The following is a 23,414-nucleotide window of genomic DNA, read 5'->3' on the forward strand; positions in this document are numbered from 1 at the left end:
ACAATTTTGCGAATAGCTTGCAATAGTCACATAGGCTTTCGAAATGTTTCTGGCAAAATGATGACAAATAAAAAGCCCCGGAATCCGGGGCTTTTTATTGCTATCTGCAATGGATACAGTCTCACGCCTGTATCCACTCGATGGGCCTAGTTTAGAAACCCATGCCACCCATGCCGCCACCGTCGTGGTGAGGCATTGCTGGTGCTTCTTCCTTAGGCAGTTCAGCTACCAGAGCATCAGTAGTCAGGATAAGTGATGCTACGGAAGCTGCATTTTGCAGAGCAGAACGCGTTACCTTGGCTGGATCCAGAACGCCGAGTTCAACCAGGTCACCATAAGTGCCGTTGGAAGCGTTGTAACCATAGTTGCCAGTACCTTCCAGTACCTTGTTAACCACAACAGATGGCTCATCACCAGCGTTAGCAACGATCTGGCGCAATGGTTCCTCAATCGCGCGAAGCACGATCTTGATACCAGCGTCTTGATCAGCGTTGTCGCCTTTCAGTTCCTTGATGGAAGCACGAGCACGCAGCAGCGCTACGCCACCGCCAGGAACGATACCTTCTTCAACCGCAGCACGGGTAGCGTGCAGAGCATCTTCCACGCGAGCCTTCTTTTCCTTCATTTCGGTTTCAGTGGCAGCACCGACCTTGATCACAGCAACACCACCAGCCAGCTTGGCTACGCGCTCTTGCAGTTTTTCACGGTCATAATCGCTGGAAGCTTCTTCGATCTGCTTCTTGATTTGCTCAATACGTACCTTGATATTGCTTTCGGTACCAGCGCCATCAATGATAGTAGTGTTTTCCTTGCCGATTTCTACGCGCTTGGCTTGACCCAGATCTTCCAGGGTAACCTTTTCCAGGCTCAGGCCAACTTCTTCAGCAATCACATTGCCGCCAGTCAGGATAGCGATGTCTTCCAGCATTGCCTTACGACGATCACCAAAGCCAGGAGCCTTAACAGCCACAGTCTTCAGGATACCGCGGATGTTGTTCACTACCAGTGTAGCCAGCGCTTCACCTTCAACATCTTCTGCAATGATCAGCAGAGGACGGCCAGCCTTGGCAACTTGCTCCAATGTTGGCAACAGGTCACGGATGTTGGAAATTTTCTTGTCATACAGCAGAACAAAAGGATTTTCCAGCAGGGCGATCTGACGATCTGGATTGTTGATGAAGTAAGGGGAGAGGTAGCCACGGTCAAACTGCATACCTTCCACCACGTCCAGTTCATTCTCCAGGCCAGAGCCGTCTTCAACGGTGATGACGCCTTCCTTGCCGACCTTGTCCATCGCGTCAGCAATGATCTGACCAATATCCAGGTCAGAGTTGGCGGAAATAGAACCTACTTGGGCAATTTCCTTACTAGTGGTTGTTGGCTTGGAGATGCTCTTGATCTCTTCAACGATAGTGGCAACAGCCTTGTCGATACCACGCTTGAGGTCAGTTGGGTTGAAACCGGCAGCCACATACTTGAAGCCTTCGCGAACGATAGCTTGAGCCAGCACGGTTGCAGTAGTTGTGCCATCGCCAGCATTGTCATTGGTTCTGGAAGCAACTTCCTTCACCAGTTGAGCGCCCATGTTTTCCAGCTTGTCGCTCAGTTCAATTTCTTTGGCAACGGACACACCGTCCTTGGTTACAGTTGGGGAGCCAAAAGAACGCTCAAGCACAACGTTGCGGCCCTTGGGACCCAGGGTAACTTTCACTGCATTTGCCAGAATGTTAACGCCGTTAACGATCTTGGCACGTGCTTCATCACCGAAAATAACTTGTTTTGCAGCCATTTATATCTCCTGTTGAATCTTTATCGGATAGTTGAAATGCGGATTACGCTTCTACTACGCCAAGGATGTCATCCTCGCGCAGGACCAGCACTTCATCACCATTGATCTTGACAGCCTGGCCTGCGTACTTGCCGAACAGAACCTTGTCGCCTACCTTGACATCCAGTGCGATCGCCTTGCCGTTGTCATCTTTTTTACCTGGGCCAACAGCGATAACCTCACCTTGGTCAGGCTTTTCAGTGGCAGAGTCGGGAATCACGATACCAGAGGCGGTCTTACGTTCTTCTTCCAGGCGTTTAACAATAACGCGGTCTTGCAATGGGCGAATTGCCATGAGTGTGCTCTCCTAAAAAGCTTGAATTAACATTGATTTTGTTACGGATTCAATTGCTAGGGCGAATGAACATTAGCACTCTTCCCTATTGAGTGCTAATGATAGGGGCGACACATGGGTTTTTCAAGTGCAAGGGGAGAAAAATTTTTGTCGTTTGCAACTTAAATCCAGATTCCTGCAATCTAACTCTAGATTCGGTGGGGGATGTCGCAGTTGTAGTACGCAGTATTCCACATGAGCACCTTGTCAGCTGCTTTATTCCTGTGATGAGTAGCAGCCCCGCAATCACGATGGGTACGTAGGCTACCCTATATTCCATAAAGTCCGGGTTGCAAATCATTATAGAAAGCGTACTATATGGTACATAAATGTACTAAACAGTTTAGTATAGTGTGTCTAGTAATACTATGGAGAAGTGATATGCGGATGATGATTAATAAAATAATGGGCATCTTGATGGTCTGTACGATGGTAAATGCTGTAGCTGAAGAATCCCCCAAAGTAGTGGTGATGGCATTCGAGCTTAATGACATGACCAATCTACCAAATGCTCCCGAAGAACTGCAGCGGATTGAATTGTTATCTACCAAATTCCTGGAAAACCTCAAGAGCAATGGAGTCAATGTGGTGCCGCAAGGCCCTGATGTTAAATCAGAGGTTGAGAAGCACTCTCCCACTTATCTCTACGACAACATTGAGACTGCCATTGACTTGAACAAAGATACTGGGGCTGATTACCTGGTTATTGGAGTGGCATTGAAGCCTACTTACCTCTTTGTCTATCCACGCATGATTATCGTCGATGTCAAAAAAAGGTCTGTTGTCATGTCCAAGGCAGCACAGCTTGAGAGTTCATGGAGTGATCGAAATACGACGGTTCGTACAGCTGAAAAGCTTGCGCAAGTCGTGAAGGAGCGGGTGGATGTTCTTCATAACGCTGAAAAACCATAGAGTAGGATTGTTGCTAAACAAAGGCTATGGACATGAATTCAATAGAAAAATATCCATCGCATTGGAAATGCAGATGTGTAAGAATGAACGGTATAGTATGTAAAAGGTTACATGATGGAATTGCTGAATAGTTCATGGTTGATTCATTTGATTGAGGGAGCTGGCAAAAAGCCCAGTGACAAACTCCTTTCCTTGTATTCTTTGTTGAACACTTGGTTAAATGCGCCAGGTATCCGTGCAGGTATCGTCAAGGATTACTCAAATGGGCAACCATTAGTTCGGACTTGCCCAGCGCTTACCGCGCATTTATTAAGCTTGGCTACCGAGGCCAGGCTCAGAAACCCTTCCAGTGTTGTTACCCAGATGATGATTCTCTTGCAAGGAGGGATCGCTGAAGAACTGCGTAACCCAGGCATGGGTGCATTAATCTCAGCGCAGCAAGCTGCCCGGGCTGTACTGTCACAGGCAAAGCCTCGCCTCATAATACGATTGGAGAAAACCATCAAGATAAGCGGATATGCCGCCTCTATGGCGATCATGAGTATATTGGCGGTACATTTCTGGCCATCCGCCTCGTCCACGCAAGTCCGGTATGCGCAGCATGACGGTGGGTATCAGCAGGCCGCAATAATCACTACCATTGAACCAGAGCTGCTTCTCAAAGCATTCGCGCTCAAAAAGAGCATGGAGTCTGGCACTTGCCCAGCCCCCAACTTTTTCAGCATCCCCAAGGATCAGTTACCGGCGTATATGAATGTTGTTCAGGCTAGGCTATCCAATAACCCTGAACTGGACAGCCAGAGATTAGCGGCGTTTTTGACATGGTATGAGCAAAATCGTGCTTGGGAATGTTATTCCAAGACCCAAAACAAGCAGAAAATAATATTAGGAATGGGTGTGTAAGATGTCAGCAAGAATGCGTGATTATATTCTGCAAGCCGCAGGGGATCTCTTTTCTCGACAGGGCTTCAATTCGACAAGTGTCGATAACATTGCCGCCCAGGCACAAGTGGCAAAAGTTACCTTGTACAAATACTTCAAGTCCAAGGAACTGCTCATCATCGAGTACTTGCGGGAGCAGGATTCAAAACTGTGGAAGAAGTTAGCCGACGCGCCCCAACAAGAAAATGCCTTGGCTGAACTAGAGGCTCTTGTGATTGCGCTCTTGGATGTGATTGGTGATAAGGATTTCAAGGGTTTTGCTTCAATCAATGCTGGCGTCGAATTTCCCCAGTCTGACAACCCAGTCAATCAGATTTCCAAGGAGTTTTCGAGACAATTGCGCGATCAGCTTACCGAGTTGGCGAACAAGGCGAAGATCAAGCAAGCTGATGCCTTGGCATTGCAGCTCGCCCTGGTCGTTGAAGGTGCATCCATTACTGAGAGAGATCAGCAGGGCAGTGAATCCATTGGCCACGCCAAGTCGTTGGTAAAGACGCTGATCAATTCCGCTACTTAATCGAAGGAGTGTTGATGAGACTGCCCCAAGCACTGTTGGCTGCATATTTAGCCATTACTTCCGTCATAGTGATGGGCAGTGATGTCGAGTGGCCGACTTACGGCCTGGACTACACCAATCAACGCTTCTCCCCACTCAAGCAAATTAATAGCTCAAACGTCAACAAGCTGAGCAAGGCATGGTCTTATAAGAGTGGGGTCAAAGCCACATTCCAAGCTAGCCCTATCATGGTGGATCGCACGATCTACCTTTCACTTCCCTTCAATCATGTCGTCGCCCTGGATGCCGTCACAGGCAAAGAGCTCTGGCGTTACAACCATCAGCGCATCAAGGATTACCCCTTATGCTGTGGCCCGGGCAATAGAGGAGTCGCAGTATCTGAGGGCAAGGTCTTCATTGGGACGGTTGATGCCAGGCTGATCGCATTGGATGCCAAGACAGGCAAAGTAGTGTGGGATGTACAAGTAGCGAGCAGCGAAAGCGCCAAAGGAGAATCATCGGTATCTCTTAAAGGCTCAGAAGCTTTCAAGAATGCAGGCGTCTCCGGTCAGTCCGGTGTGGGTATTGCCATGGCTCCGGTTGTGTATCAGGGCAAAGTGCTGATTGGCGTTACAGGTGTTGGCTACGGCTTACACTTGGATTCTGACCGCGAAGATAAACCGCTTGGAGCCGTGGTTGGTATCGCCGGAAATTATGGTCGGCCAGGCTTTCTGGCAGCGTACGACATAAATAACGGCAATAGAATCTGGCAATTCGACACCATTGCACCTACGCACTGGGAAGGTGAATTCCGTGAAAGCACTCCTGACGGGGTGCCATTGCATAGAGACATCGCAAAAGAAAAAGCCGATCTTGCCAAATATCCTGATGCGGCCAAATTTGGGGGCGGATCAGCTTGGACAACGCCTGCAATAGATACAACACGCGGGCTTTTATTTTTTGGTACTGGCAATCCTTCACCCCAGATGGATGGCACTTCCCGGCCTGGTGACAATTTATACACTGTGTCCCTGGTTTGCCTTGACCTCGCTACGGGCAAGATCAGGTGGCATTACCAGCAAGTACCTCATGATCAATGGGGCTATGATGTTTCCAGTCCCGCTGTATTGTTTGATTATCCGCAAAATGGAAAAGTGATCCCTGCAGTGGGGCAAGCGGCCAAGACTGGATGGTATTACATCCATGACCGACTCACAGGTAAACTGCTGCTGAAGTCTGATGAATTTGTCGAGCATCACAATATCTTTGCTACCCCCACCCTTGATGGGCAGGTGATATGGCCAGGAGTCTTAGGGGGTATTAATTGGACTCCAACCTCGGTGGACACCTCCAAGATGACAGCCTACGTCCCCGCCATTCACTGGCCTGTGAAGTATTCTCAAGCAAGAGATACCCGGGGTCAATGGCAACCCTCCAATCAAGTACACCTCAATGGAACCAATGGCTGACAAACCGCGTTGGGGCATCTTATCTGCGATAGATTTAGTATCCGGAAAAATGAAATGGCAACTTAGAACTGATGACCCTTTGGTCGGTGGCATTCTGGCTACAGCCGGTGAAGTCCTTTTTATGGGTGAAGGGCATGGTCATTTTAATGCTTACAGCGCAATTACCGGCAAAGTCTTATGGAGTGACAAGCTGGAATCAGGAGTTAATGCACCACCTATTACCTATCAAATTGATGGGGTCCAGTATGTGGGTGTGGCTGCAGGTGGGAATCAAATCTTTGGGTTTAAAACTGGCGACGAATTCAAGGTTTATAAACTTCAATAGCAGCAAATACAGGTGCATGCTAAACAGATTATTTCCAGCTAAATCTGGAATTCATCGCAAAAATTAAGCGGAATTTGGAGTTAAGCCGCAAACAACAATGGCTATTGCTTGCATTTAATTTGCAATCCAAGCTCAGGTTCATACAGGTTTAATCCAGGCCTTGCCATGACTGTTGACATAACATTCCTTGTCGCCCATTTCTGGATCGCTTCACTAATCGAATAGCTGAATGATTTAATCTATAGTGTTGTGAGAACCCCAAAACGTACTTTTAAATTTCAATTAAATTAATTCAAATCAGCAGATCATTGTAAGCAGTTCTCTGGCATCAAATTCAGACTTTTCCTTTCCATTAAGTTCTCATCGATAGAGTAACTTCCATCTGTATCCAAAATTTCCATGATTTCAAGATGATAATTAAAGGAGAAAGTGATGGACCCCCATTATTCAACAGGCAGTGGTACCACTGCAGCCATTAAACGCCATCCCATTCATCCCATGCTGGTTTCTTTGCCAATTGGTTTTTTGATTGGGGCTTTATTAAGTGATATTGCCTATATCCTCATAGAGGACTTATTCTGGGCTCAAGCCTCGTTTTGGCTATTGATCGCGGGGCTGGGCAGTGGGGTACTAGCAGGTGCAGCTGGCATTTGGGAGTTTAGTGGGAGCAAACGTGCCCGGAACCTGACCATTGGATGGGCGCATGGAATAGTTAACTTGGTTGTTCTGGGACTGACCGCTTACAACATCATTTTAAGGCTTGATGATTACACAGTAATAATCTCCCAGGGATTAATCGTTTCTGGGGTGACTGCCGTGTTATTGGGAATCTCAGGCTGGCTGGGAGGGGAGTTGGTTTTCCGGCATGGCATAGGCGTATCAGAAAACATTGGTCGCCAATAGAGGCGGTCAACCACAGGATTGATGTCAATCAAACTTTATAAAGATAAAATGAGCCTCAAACGAGGCTCATTTTTTTGGGGGGCAAGAATATTTAGAGGGATAAAGGGGCTAAGTATTCAAATGGGTTTTGCCACCATAAGGTAAAAGACAAGCACCAGTGCCATGAATGCAGGTATACCAAGCAAAATCCAATATCGAAAATAAATCCAGAAAAGCGCTGGCAAAGGATGGACTTTTTCTACTGCATCCTTCGACATTTTTTGCATACGGATTTGCAGCCAGACCACAGGTAGCCAACATGCGCCAGCCAGGAAATACAAAACTATAGACCATATGATCCACCCCTGCGATAACTCATAGCCGGCCAGATAAATCAAATAAAAACCGGTCAGAGGCTGAACAATAATTGCGGGGGTGGTAAAAACCCAGTCTGCAAGCACGACTAGGCTAGTAACACTGGCAATAGGCCTTGTTTCCTTGCGAAGGATTGTAGCCAGCATATAGAAAGCCGAACCTATGCCTGTACCAAACAGAATTGTGGAAGAAAGTATATGCAGCCACTTAACGAGGAGATATTCCATAAGGGCGTTCCATTTGCAGCAAGAAATATATCGATACCATCATGGGGATATTTTTTAAGAGGGGGCCAAATGGATGAAGCCAGAACCCTGGGATGTACCAACTTAATAAAAGGGTATATCCCAGAATGACGCCAATCTGCATTATCCATAATACCTTGCGCTTACGGAGCAGCAACGTGGCGAGGCCAAGTCCAATATCCAGGATGGCTCCACCATATAGCGCAATAGCAGCTGGTAATCCAGTCAATCCGAGTTCTGCCAACAGGGCATAGCTGTCTTGTACAGGAAATACACCTAGCGATAAGATGCCAGTCACTATCCAGACCACTGCGATAGAAAGCCTCATTAAGGGCAACAGCCAGGCTAACAATGCGATGTTGCGTAAATAGTGAGCTTCAAAAGGAGTAATAAAGTCCTTGATTCCTCGTGGCTCCTTGCCAAGGAAGAAACTTAAATCCTTAATATCAGCAGTATTGCTGCGCTCTAGCATATTCAGTGTTTCAGAAGTAATAAAACTCCTTTCAACCCTATCGCCTATTTTGGCTAATAAATGGGAGAGTGCATGATTCAGCCCAAATACTTTTTGCGACCCCAGCCCCATTTGCTTGCGCAAACTTGCAAGGTATTCTTGCAATGTAATCTTCTCCGGGCCTGCTACAGGTAAAGTGATGACGCCTGCCGGCTTTAGAGGCACCAGCGCCTGCACCAGGCTTGTGACATCATCAACATGAATTGGCTGCACTAATTGATTGCCTCGTTGTGGCAAAATGAGCAACGGCAAGCTGGAAAGCATAGTGAACCATTGTGTGCTTGCGCCTTCAGGCCCGAAAATGAGGGATGGTTGCAAAATAAATGCAGGAATATCCAATGCCCGTAGCATATCGTCTGCGGTTCTCTTGCTAAGATGATAGCTACTTGCTGCTTCTTTATCTGCCCCCAAGGCAGATACATGGATGACCAGCTTTACGCCAACTTCCTGACAGGCGTGAAACAAAGCGGCTGGAGCCTGCTCATGAACGATGTCAAAAGTACTGTGTTTGCTTTCTCGTAACAGACCTACGGTATTAATCACAACATCTACATCTTCCAGCTCTGGTATCCAGTTTTCAGCGGATAGGAATTGGGCAAAATCAATTTCTACGTATCTCACCCCGTCTTGCCTGAATGAAGGTAAAACCCCTACACCTGCAATGACGCTGTGGCCTGATTCAAATAGAGCCTTGAGTAACCTTTGTCCAAGGAACCCATTTGCGCCAAGCACAAGGATTCTCATGGATGAATACTCGTTCAATAATGGTTCATCAGCAGTTTGATGGGTGGCGGAACTTGTCTGTCGTTTAAAGGCCCTATGTAAAGTACCAGCTAAGCGGGCAGTGATCCTTAATAACAAAATCCGGAGATTCGTCATGCCAGGCCAATTGTGGAAACGGGGTTTAGACTCAGGGAATTATGCCAGCATAATTTCAGGGGTAGCGCTGGCATTATGTGGAAGAGTTGAAAATAAATCATACGCCGCTCCTTTCAATGCAATCAGTCATTGGGTATGGGGGGATGATGCATTCAAACATGATGAGATGGATATCCGGCACACCCTTCTCGGCTATGGTATTCATCATGCTTCGGCAGTTTTCTGGGCCTTAATCTACGAGCAGGCTACCAAACAGCGGTTTGAGGAAAGCGCTTTAAAGCTTTATCGAGATGCCGCAATTATTTCTTTGTTGGCTTGCATCGTGGATTTTCAAATTACTCCTTCTCGTTTTAAGCCTGGATTTGAAAAACGCCTTTCGAATAAGGCTTTGGTTGCCGTTTATGGTGCTTTTGCACTTGGGCTTGCATGGCAGAAAATTAGCAGGAGAGAAGCTCCCATTCATACTCCTTGAACACAGTGAATATTGATTTGCCCTTTGAATGTTTTTTGCCAAAGCCATCGCAAACAACCGTGGTTAAAGCCTGAACCGCCCCCAGACATGCGCTACTGCTACGTCATCAGGTAGGTTCCCTATCGCAAAAATTCAATAAGCCTTCAGCCAGCTGCTTTCAACCTCCGGGAGGCTGTCCGTTTGAGGCAGTCAGGCCGCCATCTACCGGTAAATTCACGCCAGTAATAAATGAGGCATCGGCGCTGGCCAGAAATGCTATTGCTGCCGCTATTTCTTCAGGCTGCGCCCCGCGGCCCAGAGGGATACGTTCATAAAATTTATTTAGAAGCTCTTGATCCTGAGCCATGTCTGCAGTCATATTCGTGAAGGTAAAGCTGGGACATACTGAATTTACTCGTATCCCTTTCTGGGCGAAGTCCATAGCCAGAACTCTTGTCAGATTTACTACTGCTCCCTTTGACGTATTGTATGCACTCATTTCCCAATCACCTCCTAGACCGGAAACAGAGGCCGTATTGACAATACAACCTTTCGTTTTTGCTAAGTGAGGGATGGCTTCCCGCGCGCCGTAAAATATCCCGTTTACATTTGTTTCCTGAACACGTACCCAGTCTTCCACGCTTACTTTTGTCACATCACCTTCAGCAAATATACCGGCGTTGTTGACCAGGATGTCGAGCTGACCGAAGCTGTCAATGACATAGGCAATGAGCGCTTTTACTTCATGATGCAATGAAACATCAGTCTCCTTGACGGCCGTTTTTTCTGAAGGAAGGGAGTTTGCAATTGTTTCCAACTTTGACAAGGTCTTGCCAGCTAATATAACAATGGCGCCTTCACTGGAAAATCGTTTTGCCGTTGCCGCGCCGATCCCGGATCCAGCACCAGTAACAATTACAACTTTATTTTCAAATCGATTCATCTTGGCATCCTGGCTTTTGATTCCTGAACTGTGCCAAATAAACAAATTTACAGATGTCAGAGAAGGATTAAACTTTTGTAGGAGTGTGGATATACGGCTTTTCTAGGAAATTAAAAGAATTGAGTATTGGAAACACGCATGTTTGCTAGCTCACAGTTCTATTGTTATTAAGCCCTCCATGCCTGTTCAGGCTGAGAATTCCAGACGTTGGTTTTGTATGGGTGCGTACAAACTGAGTTGGTGGCATAAATTCAAGATGCTGCACTCAAGGTGGCTCACTCGGGTAGAATTTACATTTGGATTTTTCAGCGTAGACCTTAATGAAGCCCTCTCTCTCACCCTTTAAAATGTATGGAACGCCATTCACAACTCGTAGCATTATGGTTGGGGGCGGATTGGCTTTTCTGGTTTTCTTGGTTCTTGCTTATGTATTTTTTAATGAACAGGAAATGCCCCAGAACGGCACCTTAATGCAGCGCATTCAATTTATTTCTCCCAATGTTACCGAAGTTCATGAAATATCAGATCGGATTGAGATTGCTTACCTCAACAAAAATGCCAACTCGAGTGCCGGCTGGTTTGATGACTTTTTCATGGAAGCCCTGCATATTTCAAGAAATCTAAGGCGGGCCGGTAAGGGGAAGCAGTTTGCTGAGATCGCCTTCATGGTGCAGGTGCCCTCCGGCAAAGGGGATAGCTTTACAGGATCATCCCTGGGGATGAAGGTATTTTATGATGGCAAGATCTTGCAAAATGCCGATTTGATCACAATGGACCAATATCAATTTGCGGAGATGGCGAGGCAAGTCCACTATCAGAGATTGGGCAGGATAAAGGCACAAGAATATTGTAATGAAAGTGCGGGTTACAAACGTACTCCGCACTTGTGCGGATTTCTGGTTGAGGGGTATATCAAAGGGAGAAGGTTAAACTGATCAGAAGGGCCAGTTCCTGTTGTTTAAGACAATAAACCCCATGGTCACAACCATGGGGCACCTTCACAATTTAAAGATGAGCAATTATTTCTTTTTCCGCGGGTCGTCTTTGGGATTTGTATAACTGATATCCCAAGGGCCTGTAGCGATTAATTCCACAATGGTTTCTTCGTTCTCTGTCCATACATAGTGCGCGTGACCTGCTGGAAGCACAAAACTTTCGCCTACTTTCAAGGTTTCGCCCTTTTTCTTGTCCAGGGTTTCACCCATTCCGTTACCCAGCTTCCCCTTAAGTACTGTAATGACTTCGGTAAATGGATGTGTATGGGCCGGGATAGGGTAATTGGCCGGGAATTTGAGCCAGGCTATGAAAACCCCTGGTTTGGAAGGGTCTCCCAGCAATAACGCACTCTTGGCCCCCTTGGGCAAAATTGGTTCATCCTTCCAATTGATTTGGCTTGGCCGGAATGACTGCATTTTATCTGCGGACATTCTTTCAATCTGATCACCAGCATGCGCACTCATTGAGGCGATTGCTAAACACACGGTGGCAAGAATTTTCCTCATCGTTTCTTCTCCATATAGTTAATTTTATTTATACCCTGGCTGAAGGCATCTCTATACAGCTTCATGGGTGAAGAAGGGATGATGAAGATATTTTCTATTCGAGCCTACACCAGGACAATGAAAAAGGGCTAATGAAAATAAGGGTTATTACCTCATGAAAATTTTTACTGCTTGCTTGGATTGTGGCTTTTTTATGCAGGCTTCCTGCATCTTGCTTTCATTCAAGACCTAGCACAGGATGAGCCCATTATCGGTTTGCACCAGGAGACCGAGCCCTATTGGCTGCGAACTGCTCCTGAAAATGCCCGCAGGATATCCGCTTGAACCGAAAAACCGTGGGCATCACCATGTCATTCACTTAGGTTGCATTTGAAATCCTGCCAGTTTTCGCGCTTTGCCTTCAACATTGAATAAACCCCTGCAGGTACAACTACAATTATCCCGATCGACCATAATAGGAGCAGCAAATGTAAGGAGCCCCCTGCCAAGGGTATCAATATGCCGGCAAAGATCATGGAGGCAAGAAGCGCACCGGAAATGCCGTAAAATCGGTATCCAGCATATTGGGTATATTTCCTAACTTTCACATTGGGATGCTGGATATTGGCAGAGTAGACAAAGATGGAGATGCCTATCCATACGAAAAAGATCGGAAATAGGGGCATGCACAGCATTGCAATCACAGAGCCAGCGTTGAAAATTTGTGCGGATCGTTTTTGGGATACTGGATTAATTACTATCGTGGTCATTTTTCTCACTTAGTGGATATGCATACTCCACATTATGAGAAAGAAAATAATTAATGAATAATGAAATTTAAGGTTATTTAAGTTATTTTTTATTCATATAAATTGAATCGGGAAATACAAACTCAGTATGTTGAGCCCAGTTGGAAGATTGTTTTGCAACAGTTTTCAATGTTTCAATGTATCGGTCGAAACTGGGATTTTGTACTTCATTTGGATATACCAGATACACAGGGTGGGAGAACTCTGGTGTTTGGGGAACAATCTCAAACAATCCCTCATCCAGGTACTTCTGCACTACCCTGGTCCTGAAGTAGCCGCTGCCTCCATGCTCCAGAATGTGAAAAAGCGCTAAAGGCCCCAAGTTCATCGACATGCCTGGCTTGAAACGGCCTGACAAGGCCGTGTCGTGTTGTACACGGAAATCATCCCCCCAATCCACAAAGATGTACGGGTCAGATTTAAGTTTTGATCGTATGCATACAAGTTTTTCTTCCAGTATTTCGGTCACTTGCATACCTGGCCAATAATCAGGCTGATGCACCAGGGCTGCATTGATAACGCCAGAAATCATTTGGGCATGCAGGGTTTTGGATTCCCCTACCACGCAACGGATGAACAGTTGAGGAAAATCAAGATTTAGCTGCGACACCCATGATTGCAGTAATGGGTTCCATAAGCTTAGCTCCCCGCCTACCGTGAGTACCCCGCTGACTCCTTCGGGAAAAGGAAGATCCCTTCTGGCGGACTCCCAGGTTTGAATAATCTGGCTCGCATAACTGACAAACCTATGCCCATATTCAGTAAGTTTTGCCCCGCTTTTATTGCGGACAAAAAGCTGGCATCCAAGCAGCTCCTCAAGATTTTTGATGCGGATGGTGATGGCAGTCTGAGTGAGATTGAGCTTCTTTGCTGCATTAATGAAACTCCCTGTGCGGGTAATTTCAATAAATGTGTTGAGGAGGTTGATATCCATTTATATTTAATAAATTTATATTAATAACATTTTAATAATTATTTCATAAATATTAAGTATGGGTACAGGTTTGGTAAGGGCGCCCTTATGTGCTGCCCATTGTTTAGTTGATGATTTTTTCTCTATTACGGTCTGAATGCAAAAGTGAATAATAGATAGGGCCTAAGCCGAGGCACTCATGGAATAGGTTTCCCTAGCCTGAAGCGGGAAAAACCGAAACAAGTGAATGAGTGGGGGATGACAAGTCAGGCCTATTCGAATAATCACCCGGGACAGCAGTCGTGATATCCGTCATGCAAGCAGCATTGGCTATCGATCTGTTGATCAGGTGGATAACGCATTACCTCACAGGATTTGTATATGGCGTGGTATGGAATTTAAGGGGCTGAATGGTTGCCGCCCCGACCGTTTTACCTGCTGTGGTTGTTGGCAACTGCAAGCTTCAAAAGCCTGATTGCTCATGTTGTGTTCAGCTTTGGCATGTACTTCTGCGCGCCTGCCTGCAGAGTTGATATTAGCGTAGCAAGAGTTTCCTGATTTTCTCGTTCCCGGAATCGATAGCGGCCTCAACTGACTCTTTCCCATATGCAAGGCCTTGGAGATAGATGTATTGGATTGACATGATACCAATGGTTTCCAGCGCAAAGCTTAAATATGGGCTCAGGAAATCCGGCTGGTTTGCCCGAACACCATGATGGAACCCGCCTGACGACACTATGACAAATGTAGGGATATCACCAAGGTTCCCGACCTTGCCGGAAGGAGTGGGGGTAAATGTTCTGTGAATTCTCAGGACATAGTCAATCCAGGCCTTTAAAGATGCGGGCACCGTGAAGTTATGCATAGGTGTCGAAATGACTAACATATCGGCGGTTTCAAGCTCGCTGATCAAGGTTTCTGAAACTGCAAACTCTGGGGCGGTGGCAGGTGCTCCACTTAATACGGCACTGGCATAAGCCGCTGGAGGAAAAGAGAATCCTGGTGCAGAAAGGGAGCGATATACTATCCTTGCCTCCTGATCATCATCCCTGATTTTATCCAGCAATGATTCGACCACTGGCCAACCTGAACTGGCTTGCCCATGAGGGCTGCAGGTCAACACTAAGACTTTGCTCATTTAGCTCTCCTGAAGTTGTTCAACGAAATGCAGGCCTTCCGCAAGCAAGCCCTGCCTGAAATAGAACCTTTGCGCGTAGGCCATATGCAGCCCCGTGTCCAGTACCAGGTTTGCGCAACCCAGTTGAATGGCTTGGTTTCTGCAGGTCTCAATGAGTTTTCTGCCTATGCCTTGATTCTGTGAGCCTGGGTGGACAATTAAGTCATCAACGTAAACAAACCTTCCGTATAACAGGTTCTCGGTGACCCTGAATCCAACAAGCCCAAGCCATTGATCAGCTTTGCGCAATCCTGCCAGGCGATAACCAGATTCGAATTGCCGCATGACCTGATTGAAAAATACATCAGGATCTGTCAAATGTGCCCTCAGGTGGCGCATAAGATCAAAGGCCGAACGGATGTCTGCTTCTTTTGTGACGGGAATAATTTCTTCCAGGCCGGGCATGGTATTTTCCTCAGGCTTGCTTGAGTTCAGGTGGAATCCTTGATGCCACCATCAACCTGTTCCATGCGTTGATTTCCACGACTGCCAATGTCAGGTCTGCTAATTCCTTTTTACTGAATTGATCTTGTACCAGCGTATATACGGGGTCAGGTACTTCGGCGTCACGCAACAAGGTGACGGCCTCTGCCCATGCAAGGGCGGCACGCTCTCTCTCCGAGAACACGCCAGCTTCTTTCCAGGCCGCCACCAAGTGAATCTTGTTGTCGGTGATCCCGCCTTTTTGGGCTAATGGCACATGCATATTGATACAAAAAGCGCAGCCATTGATTTGTGACACACGCAGCCTGATCAGCTCTAACAGTCCGTGGTCCAATCCGCATCCCTGCACGTATTGATGCACACCAAACATGGCTTTATATCCATCCTGGTCATAATCGAATCTCTTGGTCATTTCATTTTCCTTTTCAAGTGATTAATCAAGTGAGGCTATTTTTAATCACTAAATGGATTAACAAAAATACCAATAAATGAAAAAATGATTAGACCAATTTGAATAGAGGCACCAATGAGGCAAGCGGAGCACATTGAACTCGCCATCAAACCCAAACCGGCTCAGTTGTCGATCCATGACTGGATATATTCTGAGATCCGGGCGGCTGTTTTGAGTGGCAGGCTGAAGCCGGATATCCGGCTTCCCACTACGCGGGATCTTGCATTGCAATACCGCGTTTCCCGAGGGTCTGTAGTGACGGCATATGAGCAATTGATCGCTGAGGGTTATCTATGCTCATACACCGGCAAAGGTACGTTCGTAACAAAAACGCTGCCTCATAACCTTTCAGTCAGGCCGGCTGTTGCCACGCCAACTTCACCATCCGTGCACGGAGCCCTCTCAGGACGAGGGAAAGTGTTCCTCCAAAGCCCGTTTTATCATGATAGAGGCGCGACTGCCGCAATACCGTTTAAGCCAAACCAGCCAGACTTTGAGCACTTTCCATTAAAGATATGGAATCAAATCGGGTCCAAACGCGCTAATGCGATCAGAGTCAGGGATATGGGTGACATGGATCCTGGTGGATACCTTCCCCTCCGGACATCAATTGCTGATCATTTGCGATTTTCACAGCGGATACATTGCCTGCCCAGGCAAGTTGCGATCGTGGGCAGTGCGCAACAGGCGCTTGATCTGTGTACACGCCTGCTGCTGGATGAAGGCGACAAGGTATGGATGGAGGATCCTGGATATCCTGGTGCCAACATGGTTTTTGCGAATAACGGTGCCCATGTGGTGCCTGTGCCTATCGATGCAGCCGGGATCAGGGTGGATGTTGCGCTGCAGACGGCACCTAATGCCAAGATGGCCTACATCACTGCAGCGCACCAGTGCCCCATCGGGGTCACATTGTCCTTGGAGCGCAGGCTGGAATTATTGGCCTGGGCCAATCAGGGGCAAGCCACGATTATCGAGGATGACTATGACAGTGAGTTTCGTTTTGATGGCATACCATTAGCCCCGATAAAGAGCCTGGATTCAACGGGAAGGGTCATTTATATGGGAACCTTCAGCAAGTTGCTATATCCAGGTATTCGGCTTGCCTACGTGGTATTGCCGGATTGGTTAACAGATCCATTTGTTTCCGCGATGAGCCTGACATGCCGCTATCTTGGGCTCCATACTCAGAAAGTTCTGAGTGAGTTTATTGCTGATGGTCACTACGCACGGCATTTGAGACGGATGAAGATGATCTACCAGGAAAGAGCCCAGGCGTTTGAAACAGCATGCAAGGCACAGCTTGGTGAGTCTTTTTACATCAATCCAATCACAACCGGGTTGGATGCCTGTGTGTTGTTGCCCAGCGGGATGGATGACGCTCTGGTCTCTGACCAATTGAAATTAGGAGGAGTACAGGCCCGGCCGCTTTCTTTCTACGGGATTGCTACAAAACCTGCAAACGGATTGGTAATGGGCTTCTCGTCGTTTACTCCTGAGGCCATATGGGAAGGCATGGCGAGGGTAAGGGAAATTCTGGAGATATAGGTTGTCCAGCGTTCCATGCGAACGTTCGAGCTGGGCTAATCGTAGCTGGCTTCATGGTATGCCAGGTTGCTTCTTATAATGCTGAGTTACATCGATGCGCGTCAATAGCTTTTATGTCTGGTCAGATAGCTGCATACTTGTACAGGAAACTTATTCAATTGGAGCATATGGCATGAAACTGGATCTGGAAAACAAACTGGCATTGGTCACGGCATCATCGGGCGGCATAGGATTGGAAATTGCCAGGGTCCTGGCTGCGGAAAACGCCAGGGTCGTGATTAACGGCCGAACCCAGGCGAATGTAGACAAGGCGATAGAAAGCATTTTAGGGTCACACCCTGATGCTGATCTGATTCCGCTTGTGAGCGATAACGGTACGCGGGAAGGTTGTGAAACTACAATCAAGGCATTGGCGGAAGTGGATATCCTGGTAAATAATCTGGGGATTTATGAAGCAGTCGGATTCTTTGACGAGACGGATGCAGATTGGCAGCACCTTTTTGAAGTCAACATCATGAGCGGCGTGCGCCTGGCAAGACATTACCTGGCGCCCATGCTGGCAAAAGGCGAGGGCAGGGTGGTGTTTATTTCCAGCGAGTCAGGTGTGATGGCTGCGCCGGAGATGGCGCATTACAGTGCGACCAAGACCATGCAGCTCAGTATTTCCCGCTCGCTGGCTGAGTTGACCAAGAACACGCGTGTCACGGTCAATTCTGTATTGCCAGGCCCTACCAGGACCGAGAATGTGCAGAAGTTCATGCAGGATGTTTATCCCGACTTGAGCATAGAAGATGCGGAACGTAAATTCCTGGCTGAAAATCGCCCGACTTCATTGATTGGCCGCTTGATAGACCCTGTTGAAATCGGCAATGTTGTTGCTTTTGTCTGTAGTGAGCGTGCATCCGTGATCAATGGGGCTGCGATACGTGCGGAGGGCGGTTTGTTGCGCGGCGTTATCTGATGTTGCTATAGGCATGGTGTTTTGTTGGCCAAGTATTTCGTGTCGAACATTTGGCCTAAGCTATTATTGGCTGGCTGCAAGCCTGGATTTTTGACCAGTTTCTTCATCTGCTCGCTGCAAACTGCAGCGAGCAGGCATAACCCCTATTTTTACCTCTTGCCAAACATATGATTAATGTTGGTATGGAACAAGGACAAATACCATTAAAGCCTTATAATCCTCAACTTGTTTTGATGTAGGAATAATTTGAATGTCGGATGAGTTCGCAGATATGGCGATTCAACAGCTTCACCTCAGCTACAGCGGCCCGCAGGACCGTATGTTGCTCAAAGTCAGCCTGGCTGATGACAGTGAGCTGAATGCATGGCTGACTCGGCGCATTGTACGGGTGTTGTGGGGGCTGTTGCAGGATAGCGAGCTTTCACCCATGCCCATGCATGATGTGATGGCAGTCACTGCTGAGGAATTGCTGGAACGTTTCAATCAGGAGGCTGATAGCCTGTCCTTGATGCAGGGGATCAATTTTTCCGGGGCCTATCAGGACAGGAAAATTGCCGAGGCAAATCCTCCTGTGCTAGTGACGGATTGCAAGCTGGTCAATATTGATCATATGGAGTCCATGCTGGAGTTGCATAGCCAGGCGGGAGAGGTATATAGCATTGCGCTTACCGATGAGCTGAACCATGCCATCAGTGGCATGCTGCAGCTGGCAACACAGGAGGCCGCATGGGATTTGGGGCTTTCCACAGACAGGATAGTGCTGACAGATGAGGCAACACAGCACGTGCTGCATTAATGATTTTGAATAATCAGGCGCTGCTGGAGCGCAGTCGCCGCAGTGTGTGGCATCCCTGCACGCAGATGAAGCAGCATGAAACAATGCCGTTGGTGCCGATACGCAGTGGTGATGGTGTCTGGCTTGAGGATTTTGACGGCAAGCGGTACCTGGATGGCGTCAGTTCCTGGTGGGTGAACCTGTTTGGCCATAACAACCCCAGAATCAAGGATGCAATCAGGCAACAACTGGACCGGCTTGAGCACGTCATTCTGGCTGGTTTCACCCACGCACCTGTGGTGGAGTTATCAGAAAAGCTTTCGGCATTGACAGGACTCGGCCACAGTTTTTATGCTTCTGACGGAGCTTCAGCCACCGAAATTGCGCTCAAGATGAGCTTTCAATACTGGCGCAATAGCGGCAAGCCAGGCAAGACCCAATTTATCAGTTTGCAGAACGGATATCACGGCGAGACGCTGGGGTCGCTATCGGTGACGGATGTGGCCTTGTTCAAGGATACGTATGCCAGTCTGCTCCGTGCCAGCACCCAGATGCCTTCCCCGGATTGGCGCCAGGCAGAGGCTGGTGAAACAGCCGAGCAGTATGCGCTGCGATGTGCCTCTGCCGCAGAAACCCATATTGCCAACCACCACACTGAAATTGCCGCTTTTATCCTTGAGCCCTTAATACAATGCGCTACCGGCATGGCAATGTATCATCCAGCTTATCTGGAGCGCATCCGGGACATCTGCACCCGTTATGACATCCATCTTGTCGCAGATGAAATTGCAGTAGGGTTTGGCCGGACTGGCACTATGTTTGCGGTGGAGCAGGCTGGTGTCAGGCCTGATTTTATCTGTTTATCCAAGGGGATCACCGGGGGATATTTGCCACTTTCCGTAGTGCAGACCACAGATGAGATTTATGCTGCATTTTATGACGATAGCGTGGCACGAGGGTTCTTGCATTCCCACAGCTATACCGGCAATGCATTGGCCTGCAGCGCTGCGCTCGCTACCCTGGCTATTTTTGAGCAGGACAATGTGCTGGCGGTAAATCGCACCAAGGCTGCCTACATCAATCAACGCTTGCAAGCGATCAATGAACTGCCGGTTCGCCATCTCCGCAATACCGGCATGATATGGGCGTTTGATGTTCAAACGGAAAATCCCGGTTTCCAGAAAAACTTTTACCGCGAAGCCCTGCAGCGTGGCTTGTTGCTCAGGCCATCGGGTAGCACGGTCTATTTCATGCCGCCTTACGTGATCAACGAAGATGAAATGGACTGGATGGTGACGCAAACTCTGGAAATCCTGCATAAGGAGACAGCATGAAGTGGCGCTTCATTATTTTGTTGATGTGGCTTGCGGTGCTTGCCAATCATGCCCACGCAGAATTGCCAGCGGCGGTCAGTGACATACTCAAGAAAAACGGCATCTCGCAGGACAATGTCGCTGTATTTGTGCAGGCAGTGGATCAGCCCCGCCCATTGATCAGCCATCAGGCTGGGCGTGCGATGAAAACAGCCTCGACCATGAAACTGGTGACTACCTACGCTGGCCTTGAGCTGTTAGGCCCGGCTTATCGCTGGCATACGGAGATTTATCATGATGGCGTGCTGGAAAACGGTGTGCTGGACGGCAATCTGATTATCAAGGGCAATGGCGACCCCTACTTGATGGCCGCAGATATGCGCAGCATGCTGGAAGATTTGCGTATATCAGGGGTGGATGAAATCCGCGGCGACTTGCTGATAGATACCCAGTATTTCGCCAGTAAATACCATGATGCCGCAGCCTTCGATGACAAGCCCCATTCACCCTATAACGCTGCCCCCAATGGTTTCCCGGTCAATATCAAGTCGACTTCTTTCCATTTTTTTCTGGATAACAAGCAATTGATGATTCAGGCTGACCCTGACTTGCCTGAGATCAGGATCATTAACCAGGTCAAACTTACCAAGGGGGAATGCGGTGACTGGAAAAGCCAGCTGAATTTTGAGGTTCAGCCACAGGATAACTTGGTTGAAGTCAAATTCAATGGGGAGTACCCGGCTGCTTGCCGTGAGAAAACTGTTGAATTGAGCGTGCTGGAAGATGGTCCGTACGCCTTTAACCTGTTCCGCAGCAGCTGGCAGGAAGCAGGCGGCAAGTTCAATGGTAGCTGGCGCTATGCCAACCTGCCGGAAAATGCCAGCTACCTGATGACCCATGATTCGCTGCCATTGGCTGAGATCGTTCGCACCATCAACAAATACAGCAATAACCTGATGGTCAGGCAATTGTTCCTGACGATAGGGGCTGAACGCAGGGCTACTCCCGTGATGGAGGCCGACAGCATCCATGTCATCCAGGCCTGGCTTGCCAGCAAAGGCTTGCGTTTTCCCGAACTGGTGCTTGAGAATGGTTCCGGCTTGTCACGCAATGAACAAATCAGCGCCCAGCATATGGGGGAGATGTTGCTGGCGGCCTATGCCAGCCCAGTCATGCCGGAATATCTGTCGGCTCTGCCCATCCCCTCGGTGGATGGGACCATGGCCAGCCGTTTACGCAATAGTCCGGCACGTGGCAATGCCCACCTGAAAACAGGTACGCTCACTGGCGTCAGTGCGCTGGCAGGATATGTACATGACCGCAGGGGCCGGCGCTGGGTGGCCGTCATCATGGTGAATGACCCCAAGGCCGGTGCTTCACGTGTGGCACAAGATGCATTGATAGACTGGGTTTACCAGCAGCAGCCCTGACAGGTGGGAAAGGCTGGCAGGCGCATCGTTAAAAAGAATCTAGTATGATAGATACCTCATGTAGTGTGATTGAACGCTGCAGTTTTTAACCAGCTACCGGAGTTTTTTTGATGAGACCAATCTCCATGCTGGCCAGTGCTTTTGTGCTTGCCATGCTTGCTGTAACCGGCTGTTCAGCCGATACCACCAATGACAAGGAAAAAACCGTAATGAGTGCCAACGTAACAGAATTGCAGAAAATTGATACCCAGGTAGGCGAAGGCCGTGAAGCCGAGGCTGGCCTGAATGTCACGGTACATTACACAGGCTGGCTTTATGATCCCAGCAAGCCTGACGGCAAGGGCGAAAAGTTCGACAGTTCGCTGGACCGCCGTGAGCCATTTGTATTCTATCTTGGCGGTGGCCAGGTCATTCGCGGTTGGGATGAAGGCTTTGCCGGCATGAAGGTAGGTGGCAAGCGCACGCTGGTTATCCCGCCTGACTATGGCTATGGTGCCCGTGGCGCTGGCGGTGTGATCCCTCCAAATGCCACACTGGTTTTTGATGTGGAACTGCTGGGCATCAAATAACCGGGTATATGCAAAATCCTTTAATGCGGGGCTTGTTGAAGGGTTTTGCAATGATATTAATGCTTCCCTTCGTTAAGAGCTAAAAATGAAAGCACGTGTCAAGTGGATTGAAAATGTCTGTTTCATGGGCGAGTCCGAAACCGGCCATGCGGTTGTGTTGGATGGCGCGCCAGAAGCAGGTGGGCGCAACCTGGGCATGCGTCCGATGGAAATGCTGTTGATCGGCATGGGGGCTTGTACTTCGTTCGACGTGGTCACCATACTCAAGAAGTCACGCCAGCCAATTCGCGATTGCGTGGCTGAAATCCAGGCAGAGCGTGCGGATGAAATTCCCAAAGTATTCACCAAGATACACGTGCATTTTGTCGTGACTGGCAAGGGATTGAATCCTGCCCAGGTTGAGCGTGCAGTGAAGCTTTCTGCAGAAAAATATTGTTCGGCATCCATCATGCTGGGCAAAGCTGCCGAGGTGACGCATGATTTTGAAATCCGGGAGACCGAGATTTGAATCGGCCACAGGGCATGCAAGGGCTGCGCCATGTGGCCCTGTTCGTGCAGGATATCGAAGCGTGTTTGCATTTCTATGTCGATATCCTAGGCATGCAGGTTGAGTGGCAGCCTGACCCCGATAACTATTACCTGACTTCAGGCAATGACAATCTCGCATTGCACCGCAGCAGCGAAGCTGTGGATGGCAAGCAACGTCTCGATCACATCGGTTTCATTATCAGCCATATTGAGCTGGTGGATGAGTGGCATGCGCATTTTGTTGCCAACGGCGTCAAGATACTCATGCCTCCCAAAACCCATCGCGATGGGGCAAGAAGCTTCTATTGCGCTGATCCAGCCGGTACTCACGTACAGATCATCTACCACCCGCCGATTTCCGGCAGGCTCTAGAAATAAAAAAGCCCCGCATCGCGGGGCTTTTTGTTATAGCAAATCTAGCTG

At 48.2% G+C, this 23,414-nt stretch carries 26 protein-coding genes; 16 read left to right on the top strand and 10 right to left on the bottom strand.

The features are described from left to right. Nucleotides 1–151: 151 nt before the first annotated feature. On the bottom strand, nucleotides 152–1,789 hold the full coding sequence (groL, locus tag LG200_RS00385) for a chaperonin GroEL (RefSeq protein WP_226755627.1): 1,638 nt from the start codon (nucleotides 1,787–1,789) through the stop codon (nucleotides 152–154). A 43-nt stretch (nucleotides 1,790–1,832) separates the two neighbouring features. Further along, nucleotides 1,833–2,123: a co-chaperone GroES gene (gene groES / locus LG200_RS00390; RefSeq protein WP_226755628.1), complete on the bottom strand. Its 291-nt coding sequence runs from the start codon at nucleotides 2,121–2,123 to the stop codon at nucleotides 1,833–1,835. A gap of 426 nt (nucleotides 2,124–2,549) precedes the next feature. Here groES and LG200_RS00395 point away from each other — a divergent pair, with 426 nt between their 5' ends. The 6 genes from LG200_RS00395 (at nucleotide 2,550) to LG200_RS00415 (ending at nucleotide 7,209) form a co-directional block, all read left to right on the top strand. Beyond that, entirely contained in the window at nucleotides 2,550–3,074 is a 525-nt protein-coding gene (locus LG200_RS00395) for a DUF2380 domain-containing protein (RefSeq protein WP_226755629.1), read from the top strand. Between the two features lie 111 nt (nucleotides 3,075–3,185). After that, the gene (locus LG200_RS00400) at nucleotides 3,186–3,977 is read left to right on the top strand and encodes a hypothetical protein (protein WP_226755630.1); all 792 of its coding nucleotides are present in this window, start codon (nucleotides 3,186–3,188) and stop codon (nucleotides 3,975–3,977) included. 13 nt (nucleotides 3,978–3,990) lie between these two features. Then, the gene (locus tag LG200_RS00405) at nucleotides 3,991–4,533 is read left to right on the top strand and encodes a TetR/AcrR family transcriptional regulator (protein WP_226755631.1); all 543 of its coding nucleotides are present in this window, start codon (nucleotides 3,991–3,993) and stop codon (nucleotides 4,531–4,533) included. A gap of 14 nt (nucleotides 4,534–4,547) precedes the next feature. Continuing rightward, nucleotides 4,548–5,981, top strand: coding sequence for a pyrroloquinoline quinone-dependent dehydrogenase (locus LG200_RS00410; RefSeq protein WP_319004520.1), 1,434 nt, complete (start codon nucleotides 4,548–4,550; stop codon nucleotides 5,979–5,981). Continuing rightward, the gene (locus LG200_RS14100; protein ID WP_319004521.1) at nucleotides 5,974–6,306 is read left to right on the top strand and encodes an outer membrane protein assembly factor BamB family protein; all 333 of its coding nucleotides are present in this window, start codon (nucleotides 5,974–5,976) and stop codon (nucleotides 6,304–6,306) included. Before LG200_RS00410 ends, LG200_RS14100 begins: the two co-directional genes overlap by 8 nt. Nucleotides 6,307–6,738: 432 nt before the next feature. Beyond that, nucleotides 6,739–7,209: a DUF2231 domain-containing protein gene (locus LG200_RS00415; RefSeq protein ID WP_226755632.1), complete on the top strand. Its 471-nt coding sequence runs from the start codon at nucleotides 6,739–6,741 to the stop codon at nucleotides 7,207–7,209. Between the two features lie 116 nt (nucleotides 7,210–7,325). Here the strand turns inward: LG200_RS00415 and LG200_RS00420 are convergent, their stop codons facing one another. Together LG200_RS00420 and LG200_RS00425 are read right to left on the bottom strand one after the other, a co-directional pair. Continuing rightward, nucleotides 7,326–7,790 carry a DUF2269 family protein gene (locus tag LG200_RS00420; protein WP_226755633.1) on the bottom strand — a complete coding sequence of 155 codons (465 nt, stop codon included), beginning with the start codon at nucleotides 7,788–7,790 and terminating at the stop codon, nucleotides 7,326–7,328. Next, a complete protein-coding gene (locus LG200_RS00425; RefSeq protein WP_226755634.1) occupies nucleotides 7,771–9,198 on the bottom strand; it encodes an SDR family oxidoreductase in 1,428 nt (475 codons plus the stop codon). The genes LG200_RS00420 and LG200_RS00425 overlap by 20 nt, the downstream gene beginning before the upstream one ends. On the opposite strand from LG200_RS00425, the gene LG200_RS00430 reads away from it, so the two are divergent. Further along, nucleotides 9,197–9,670, top strand: coding sequence for a hypothetical protein (locus LG200_RS00430; RefSeq protein WP_226755635.1), 474 nt, complete (start codon nucleotides 9,197–9,199; stop codon nucleotides 9,668–9,670). The two genes, LG200_RS00425 and LG200_RS00430, sit on opposite strands and share 2 nt — an antisense overlap. A gap of 157 nt (nucleotides 9,671–9,827) precedes the next feature. On the opposite strand, the gene LG200_RS00435 is transcribed toward LG200_RS00430, so the two are convergent. Then, a complete protein-coding gene (locus LG200_RS00435; protein WP_226755636.1) occupies nucleotides 9,828–10,592 on the bottom strand; it encodes an SDR family NAD(P)-dependent oxidoreductase in 765 nt (254 codons plus the stop codon). A gap of 320 nt (nucleotides 10,593–10,912) precedes the next feature. Here LG200_RS00435 and LG200_RS00440 point away from each other — a divergent pair, with 320 nt between their 5' ends. Further along, nucleotides 10,913–11,527 (top strand): hypothetical protein, encoded by a 615-nt coding sequence (locus LG200_RS00440; RefSeq protein WP_226755637.1) that lies wholly within the window; start codon nucleotides 10,913–10,915, stop codon nucleotides 11,525–11,527. A gap of 84 nt (nucleotides 11,528–11,611) precedes the next feature. Here the strand turns inward: LG200_RS00440 and LG200_RS00445 are convergent, their stop codons facing one another. The 5 genes from LG200_RS00445 to LG200_RS00465 all read right to left on the bottom strand — a co-directional run bounded on the left by LG200_RS00445 (nucleotide 11,612) and on the right by LG200_RS00465 (nucleotide 15,828). Beyond that, the gene (locus LG200_RS00445; RefSeq protein ID WP_226755638.1) at nucleotides 11,612–12,094 is read right to left on the bottom strand and encodes a cupin domain-containing protein; all 483 of its coding nucleotides are present in this window, start codon (nucleotides 12,092–12,094) and stop codon (nucleotides 11,612–11,614) included. 831 nt (nucleotides 12,095–12,925) lie between these two features. Further along, a complete protein-coding gene (locus tag LG200_RS00450; RefSeq protein WP_226755639.1) occupies nucleotides 12,926–13,816 on the bottom strand; it encodes a LysR family transcriptional regulator in 891 nt (296 codons plus the stop codon). A 514-nt stretch (nucleotides 13,817–14,330) separates the two neighbouring features. Further along, a complete protein-coding gene (locus tag LG200_RS00455) occupies nucleotides 14,331–14,933 on the bottom strand; it encodes an FMN-dependent NADH-azoreductase (RefSeq protein ID WP_226755640.1) in 603 nt (200 codons plus the stop codon). Then, nucleotides 14,934–15,377, bottom strand: coding sequence for a GNAT family N-acetyltransferase (locus tag LG200_RS00460; protein ID WP_226755641.1), 444 nt, complete (start codon nucleotides 15,375–15,377; stop codon nucleotides 14,934–14,936). A 10-nt stretch (nucleotides 15,378–15,387) separates the two neighbouring features. Beyond that, nucleotides 15,388–15,828: a carboxymuconolactone decarboxylase family protein gene (locus tag LG200_RS00465; RefSeq protein WP_226755642.1), complete on the bottom strand. Its 441-nt coding sequence runs from the start codon at nucleotides 15,826–15,828 to the stop codon at nucleotides 15,388–15,390. A 114-nt stretch (nucleotides 15,829–15,942) separates the two neighbouring features. On the opposite strand from LG200_RS00465, the gene pdxR reads away from it, so the two are divergent. The 8 genes from pdxR (at nucleotide 15,943) to LG200_RS00505 (ending at nucleotide 23,363) form a co-directional block, all read left to right on the top strand. After that, nucleotides 15,943–17,415: a MocR-like pyridoxine biosynthesis transcription factor PdxR gene (gene pdxR, locus LG200_RS00470; RefSeq protein WP_226755643.1), complete on the top strand. Its 1,473-nt coding sequence runs from the start codon at nucleotides 15,943–15,945 to the stop codon at nucleotides 17,413–17,415. Nucleotides 17,416–17,587: 172 nt separating this feature from the next. After that, nucleotides 17,588–18,376 (top strand): SDR family NAD(P)-dependent oxidoreductase, encoded by a 789-nt coding sequence (locus tag LG200_RS00475; RefSeq protein WP_226755644.1) that lies wholly within the window; start codon nucleotides 17,588–17,590, stop codon nucleotides 18,374–18,376. Between the two features lie 250 nt (nucleotides 18,377–18,626). Next, nucleotides 18,627–19,172 (top strand): hypothetical protein, encoded by a 546-nt coding sequence (locus LG200_RS00480; protein WP_226755645.1) that lies wholly within the window; start codon nucleotides 18,627–18,629, stop codon nucleotides 19,170–19,172. Beyond that, complete coding sequence (gene bioA / locus LG200_RS00485; protein WP_226755646.1) at nucleotides 19,172–20,485, top strand: adenosylmethionine--8-amino-7-oxononanoate transaminase; 1,314 nt, start codon at nucleotides 19,172–19,174, stop codon at nucleotides 20,483–20,485. The genes LG200_RS00480 and bioA overlap by 1 nt, the downstream gene beginning before the upstream one ends. After that, entirely contained in the window at nucleotides 20,482–21,894 is a 1,413-nt protein-coding gene (gene dacB / locus LG200_RS00490) for a D-alanyl-D-alanine carboxypeptidase/D-alanyl-D-alanine endopeptidase (protein ID WP_226755647.1), read from the top strand. The genes bioA and dacB overlap by 4 nt, the downstream gene beginning before the upstream one ends. 110 nt (nucleotides 21,895–22,004) lie before the next feature. Then, entirely contained in the window at nucleotides 22,005–22,463 is a 459-nt protein-coding gene (locus LG200_RS00495; protein WP_226755648.1) for an FKBP-type peptidyl-prolyl cis-trans isomerase, read from the top strand. Nucleotides 22,464–22,548: 85 nt separating this feature from the next. Then, nucleotides 22,549–22,971 carry an OsmC family protein gene (locus tag LG200_RS00500; RefSeq protein WP_226755649.1) on the top strand — a complete coding sequence of 141 codons (423 nt, stop codon included), beginning with the start codon at nucleotides 22,549–22,551 and terminating at the stop codon, nucleotides 22,969–22,971. 14 nt (nucleotides 22,972–22,985) lie between these two features. After that, the gene (locus LG200_RS00505; RefSeq protein ID WP_226757263.1) at nucleotides 22,986–23,363 is read left to right on the top strand and encodes a VOC family protein; all 378 of its coding nucleotides are present in this window, start codon (nucleotides 22,986–22,988) and stop codon (nucleotides 23,361–23,363) included. Nucleotides 23,364–23,414 lie beyond the last annotated feature (51 nt).

This window comes from Methylobacillus caricis (assembly GCF_020532705.1).
Lineage (GTDB): Bacteria > Pseudomonadota > Gammaproteobacteria > Burkholderiales > Methylophilaceae > Methylobacillus > Methylobacillus caricis.

What these genes read in the sequence shown, in the direction of transcription:
- groL (WP_226755627.1), bottom strand. Translation starts at nt 1,789, where the DNA reads ATGGCTGCAAAACAAGTTATTTTCGGTGATGAAGCACGTGCCAAGATC.
- groES (WP_226755628.1), bottom strand. Translation starts at nt 2,123, where the DNA reads ATGGCAATTCGCCCATTGCAAGACCGCGTTATTGTTAAACGCCTGGAA.
- LG200_RS00395 (WP_226755629.1), top strand. Translation starts at nt 2,550, where the DNA reads ATGATGATTAATAAAATAATGGGCATCTTGATGGTCTGTACGATGGTA.
- LG200_RS00400 (WP_226755630.1), top strand. Translation starts at nt 3,186, where the DNA reads ATGATGGAATTGCTGAATAGTTCATGGTTGATTCATTTGATTGAGGGA.
- LG200_RS00405 (WP_226755631.1), top strand. Translation starts at nt 3,991, where the DNA reads ATGCGTGATTATATTCTGCAAGCCGCAGGGGATCTCTTTTCTCGACAG.
- LG200_RS00410 (WP_319004520.1), top strand. Translation starts at nt 4,548, where the DNA reads ATGAGACTGCCCCAAGCACTGTTGGCTGCATATTTAGCCATTACTTCC.
- LG200_RS14100 (WP_319004521.1), top strand. Translation starts at nt 5,974, where the DNA reads ATGGCTGACAAACCGCGTTGGGGCATCTTATCTGCGATAGATTTAGTA.
- LG200_RS00415 (WP_226755632.1), top strand. Translation starts at nt 6,739, where the DNA reads ATGGACCCCCATTATTCAACAGGCAGTGGTACCACTGCAGCCATTAAA.
- LG200_RS00420 (WP_226755633.1), bottom strand. Translation starts at nt 7,790, where the DNA reads ATGGAATATCTCCTCGTTAAGTGGCTGCATATACTTTCTTCCACAATT.
- LG200_RS00430 (WP_226755635.1), top strand. Translation starts at nt 9,197, where the DNA reads ATGCCAGGCCAATTGTGGAAACGGGGTTTAGACTCAGGGAATTATGCC.
- LG200_RS00425 (WP_226755634.1), bottom strand. Translation starts at nt 9,198, where the DNA reads ATGACGAATCTCCGGATTTTGTTATTAAGGATCACTGCCCGCTTAGCT.
- LG200_RS00435 (WP_226755636.1), bottom strand. Translation starts at nt 10,592, where the DNA reads ATGAATCGATTTGAAAATAAAGTTGTAATTGTTACTGGTGCTGGATCC.
- LG200_RS00440 (WP_226755637.1), top strand. Translation starts at nt 10,913, where the DNA reads ATGAAGCCCTCTCTCTCACCCTTTAAAATGTATGGAACGCCATTCACA.
- LG200_RS00445 (WP_226755638.1), bottom strand. Translation starts at nt 12,094, where the DNA reads ATGAGGAAAATTCTTGCCACCGTGTGTTTAGCAATCGCCTCAATGAGT.
- LG200_RS00450 (WP_226755639.1), bottom strand. Translation starts at nt 13,816, where the DNA reads ATGGATATCAACCTCCTCAACACATTTATTGAAATTACCCGCACAGGG.
- LG200_RS00455 (WP_226755640.1), bottom strand. Translation starts at nt 14,933, where the DNA reads ATGAGCAAAGTCTTAGTGTTGACCTGCAGCCCTCATGGGCAAGCCAGT.
- LG200_RS00460 (WP_226755641.1), bottom strand. Translation starts at nt 15,377, where the DNA reads ATGCCCGGCCTGGAAGAAATTATTCCCGTCACAAAAGAAGCAGACATC.
- LG200_RS00465 (WP_226755642.1), bottom strand. Translation starts at nt 15,828, where the DNA reads ATGACCAAGAGATTCGATTATGACCAGGATGGATATAAAGCCATGTTT.
- pdxR (WP_226755643.1), top strand. Translation starts at nt 15,943, where the DNA reads ATGAGGCAAGCGGAGCACATTGAACTCGCCATCAAACCCAAACCGGCT.
- LG200_RS00475 (WP_226755644.1), top strand. Translation starts at nt 17,588, where the DNA reads ATGAAACTGGATCTGGAAAACAAACTGGCATTGGTCACGGCATCATCG.
- LG200_RS00480 (WP_226755645.1), top strand. Translation starts at nt 18,627, where the DNA reads ATGTCGGATGAGTTCGCAGATATGGCGATTCAACAGCTTCACCTCAGC.
- bioA (WP_226755646.1), top strand. Translation starts at nt 19,172, where the DNA reads ATGATTTTGAATAATCAGGCGCTGCTGGAGCGCAGTCGCCGCAGTGTG.
- dacB (WP_226755647.1), top strand. Translation starts at nt 20,482, where the DNA reads ATGAAGTGGCGCTTCATTATTTTGTTGATGTGGCTTGCGGTGCTTGCC.
- LG200_RS00495 (WP_226755648.1), top strand. Translation starts at nt 22,005, where the DNA reads ATGAGACCAATCTCCATGCTGGCCAGTGCTTTTGTGCTTGCCATGCTT.
- LG200_RS00500 (WP_226755649.1), top strand. Translation starts at nt 22,549, where the DNA reads ATGAAAGCACGTGTCAAGTGGATTGAAAATGTCTGTTTCATGGGCGAG.
- LG200_RS00505 (WP_226757263.1), top strand. Translation starts at nt 22,986, where the DNA reads ATGCAAGGGCTGCGCCATGTGGCCCTGTTCGTGCAGGATATCGAAGCG.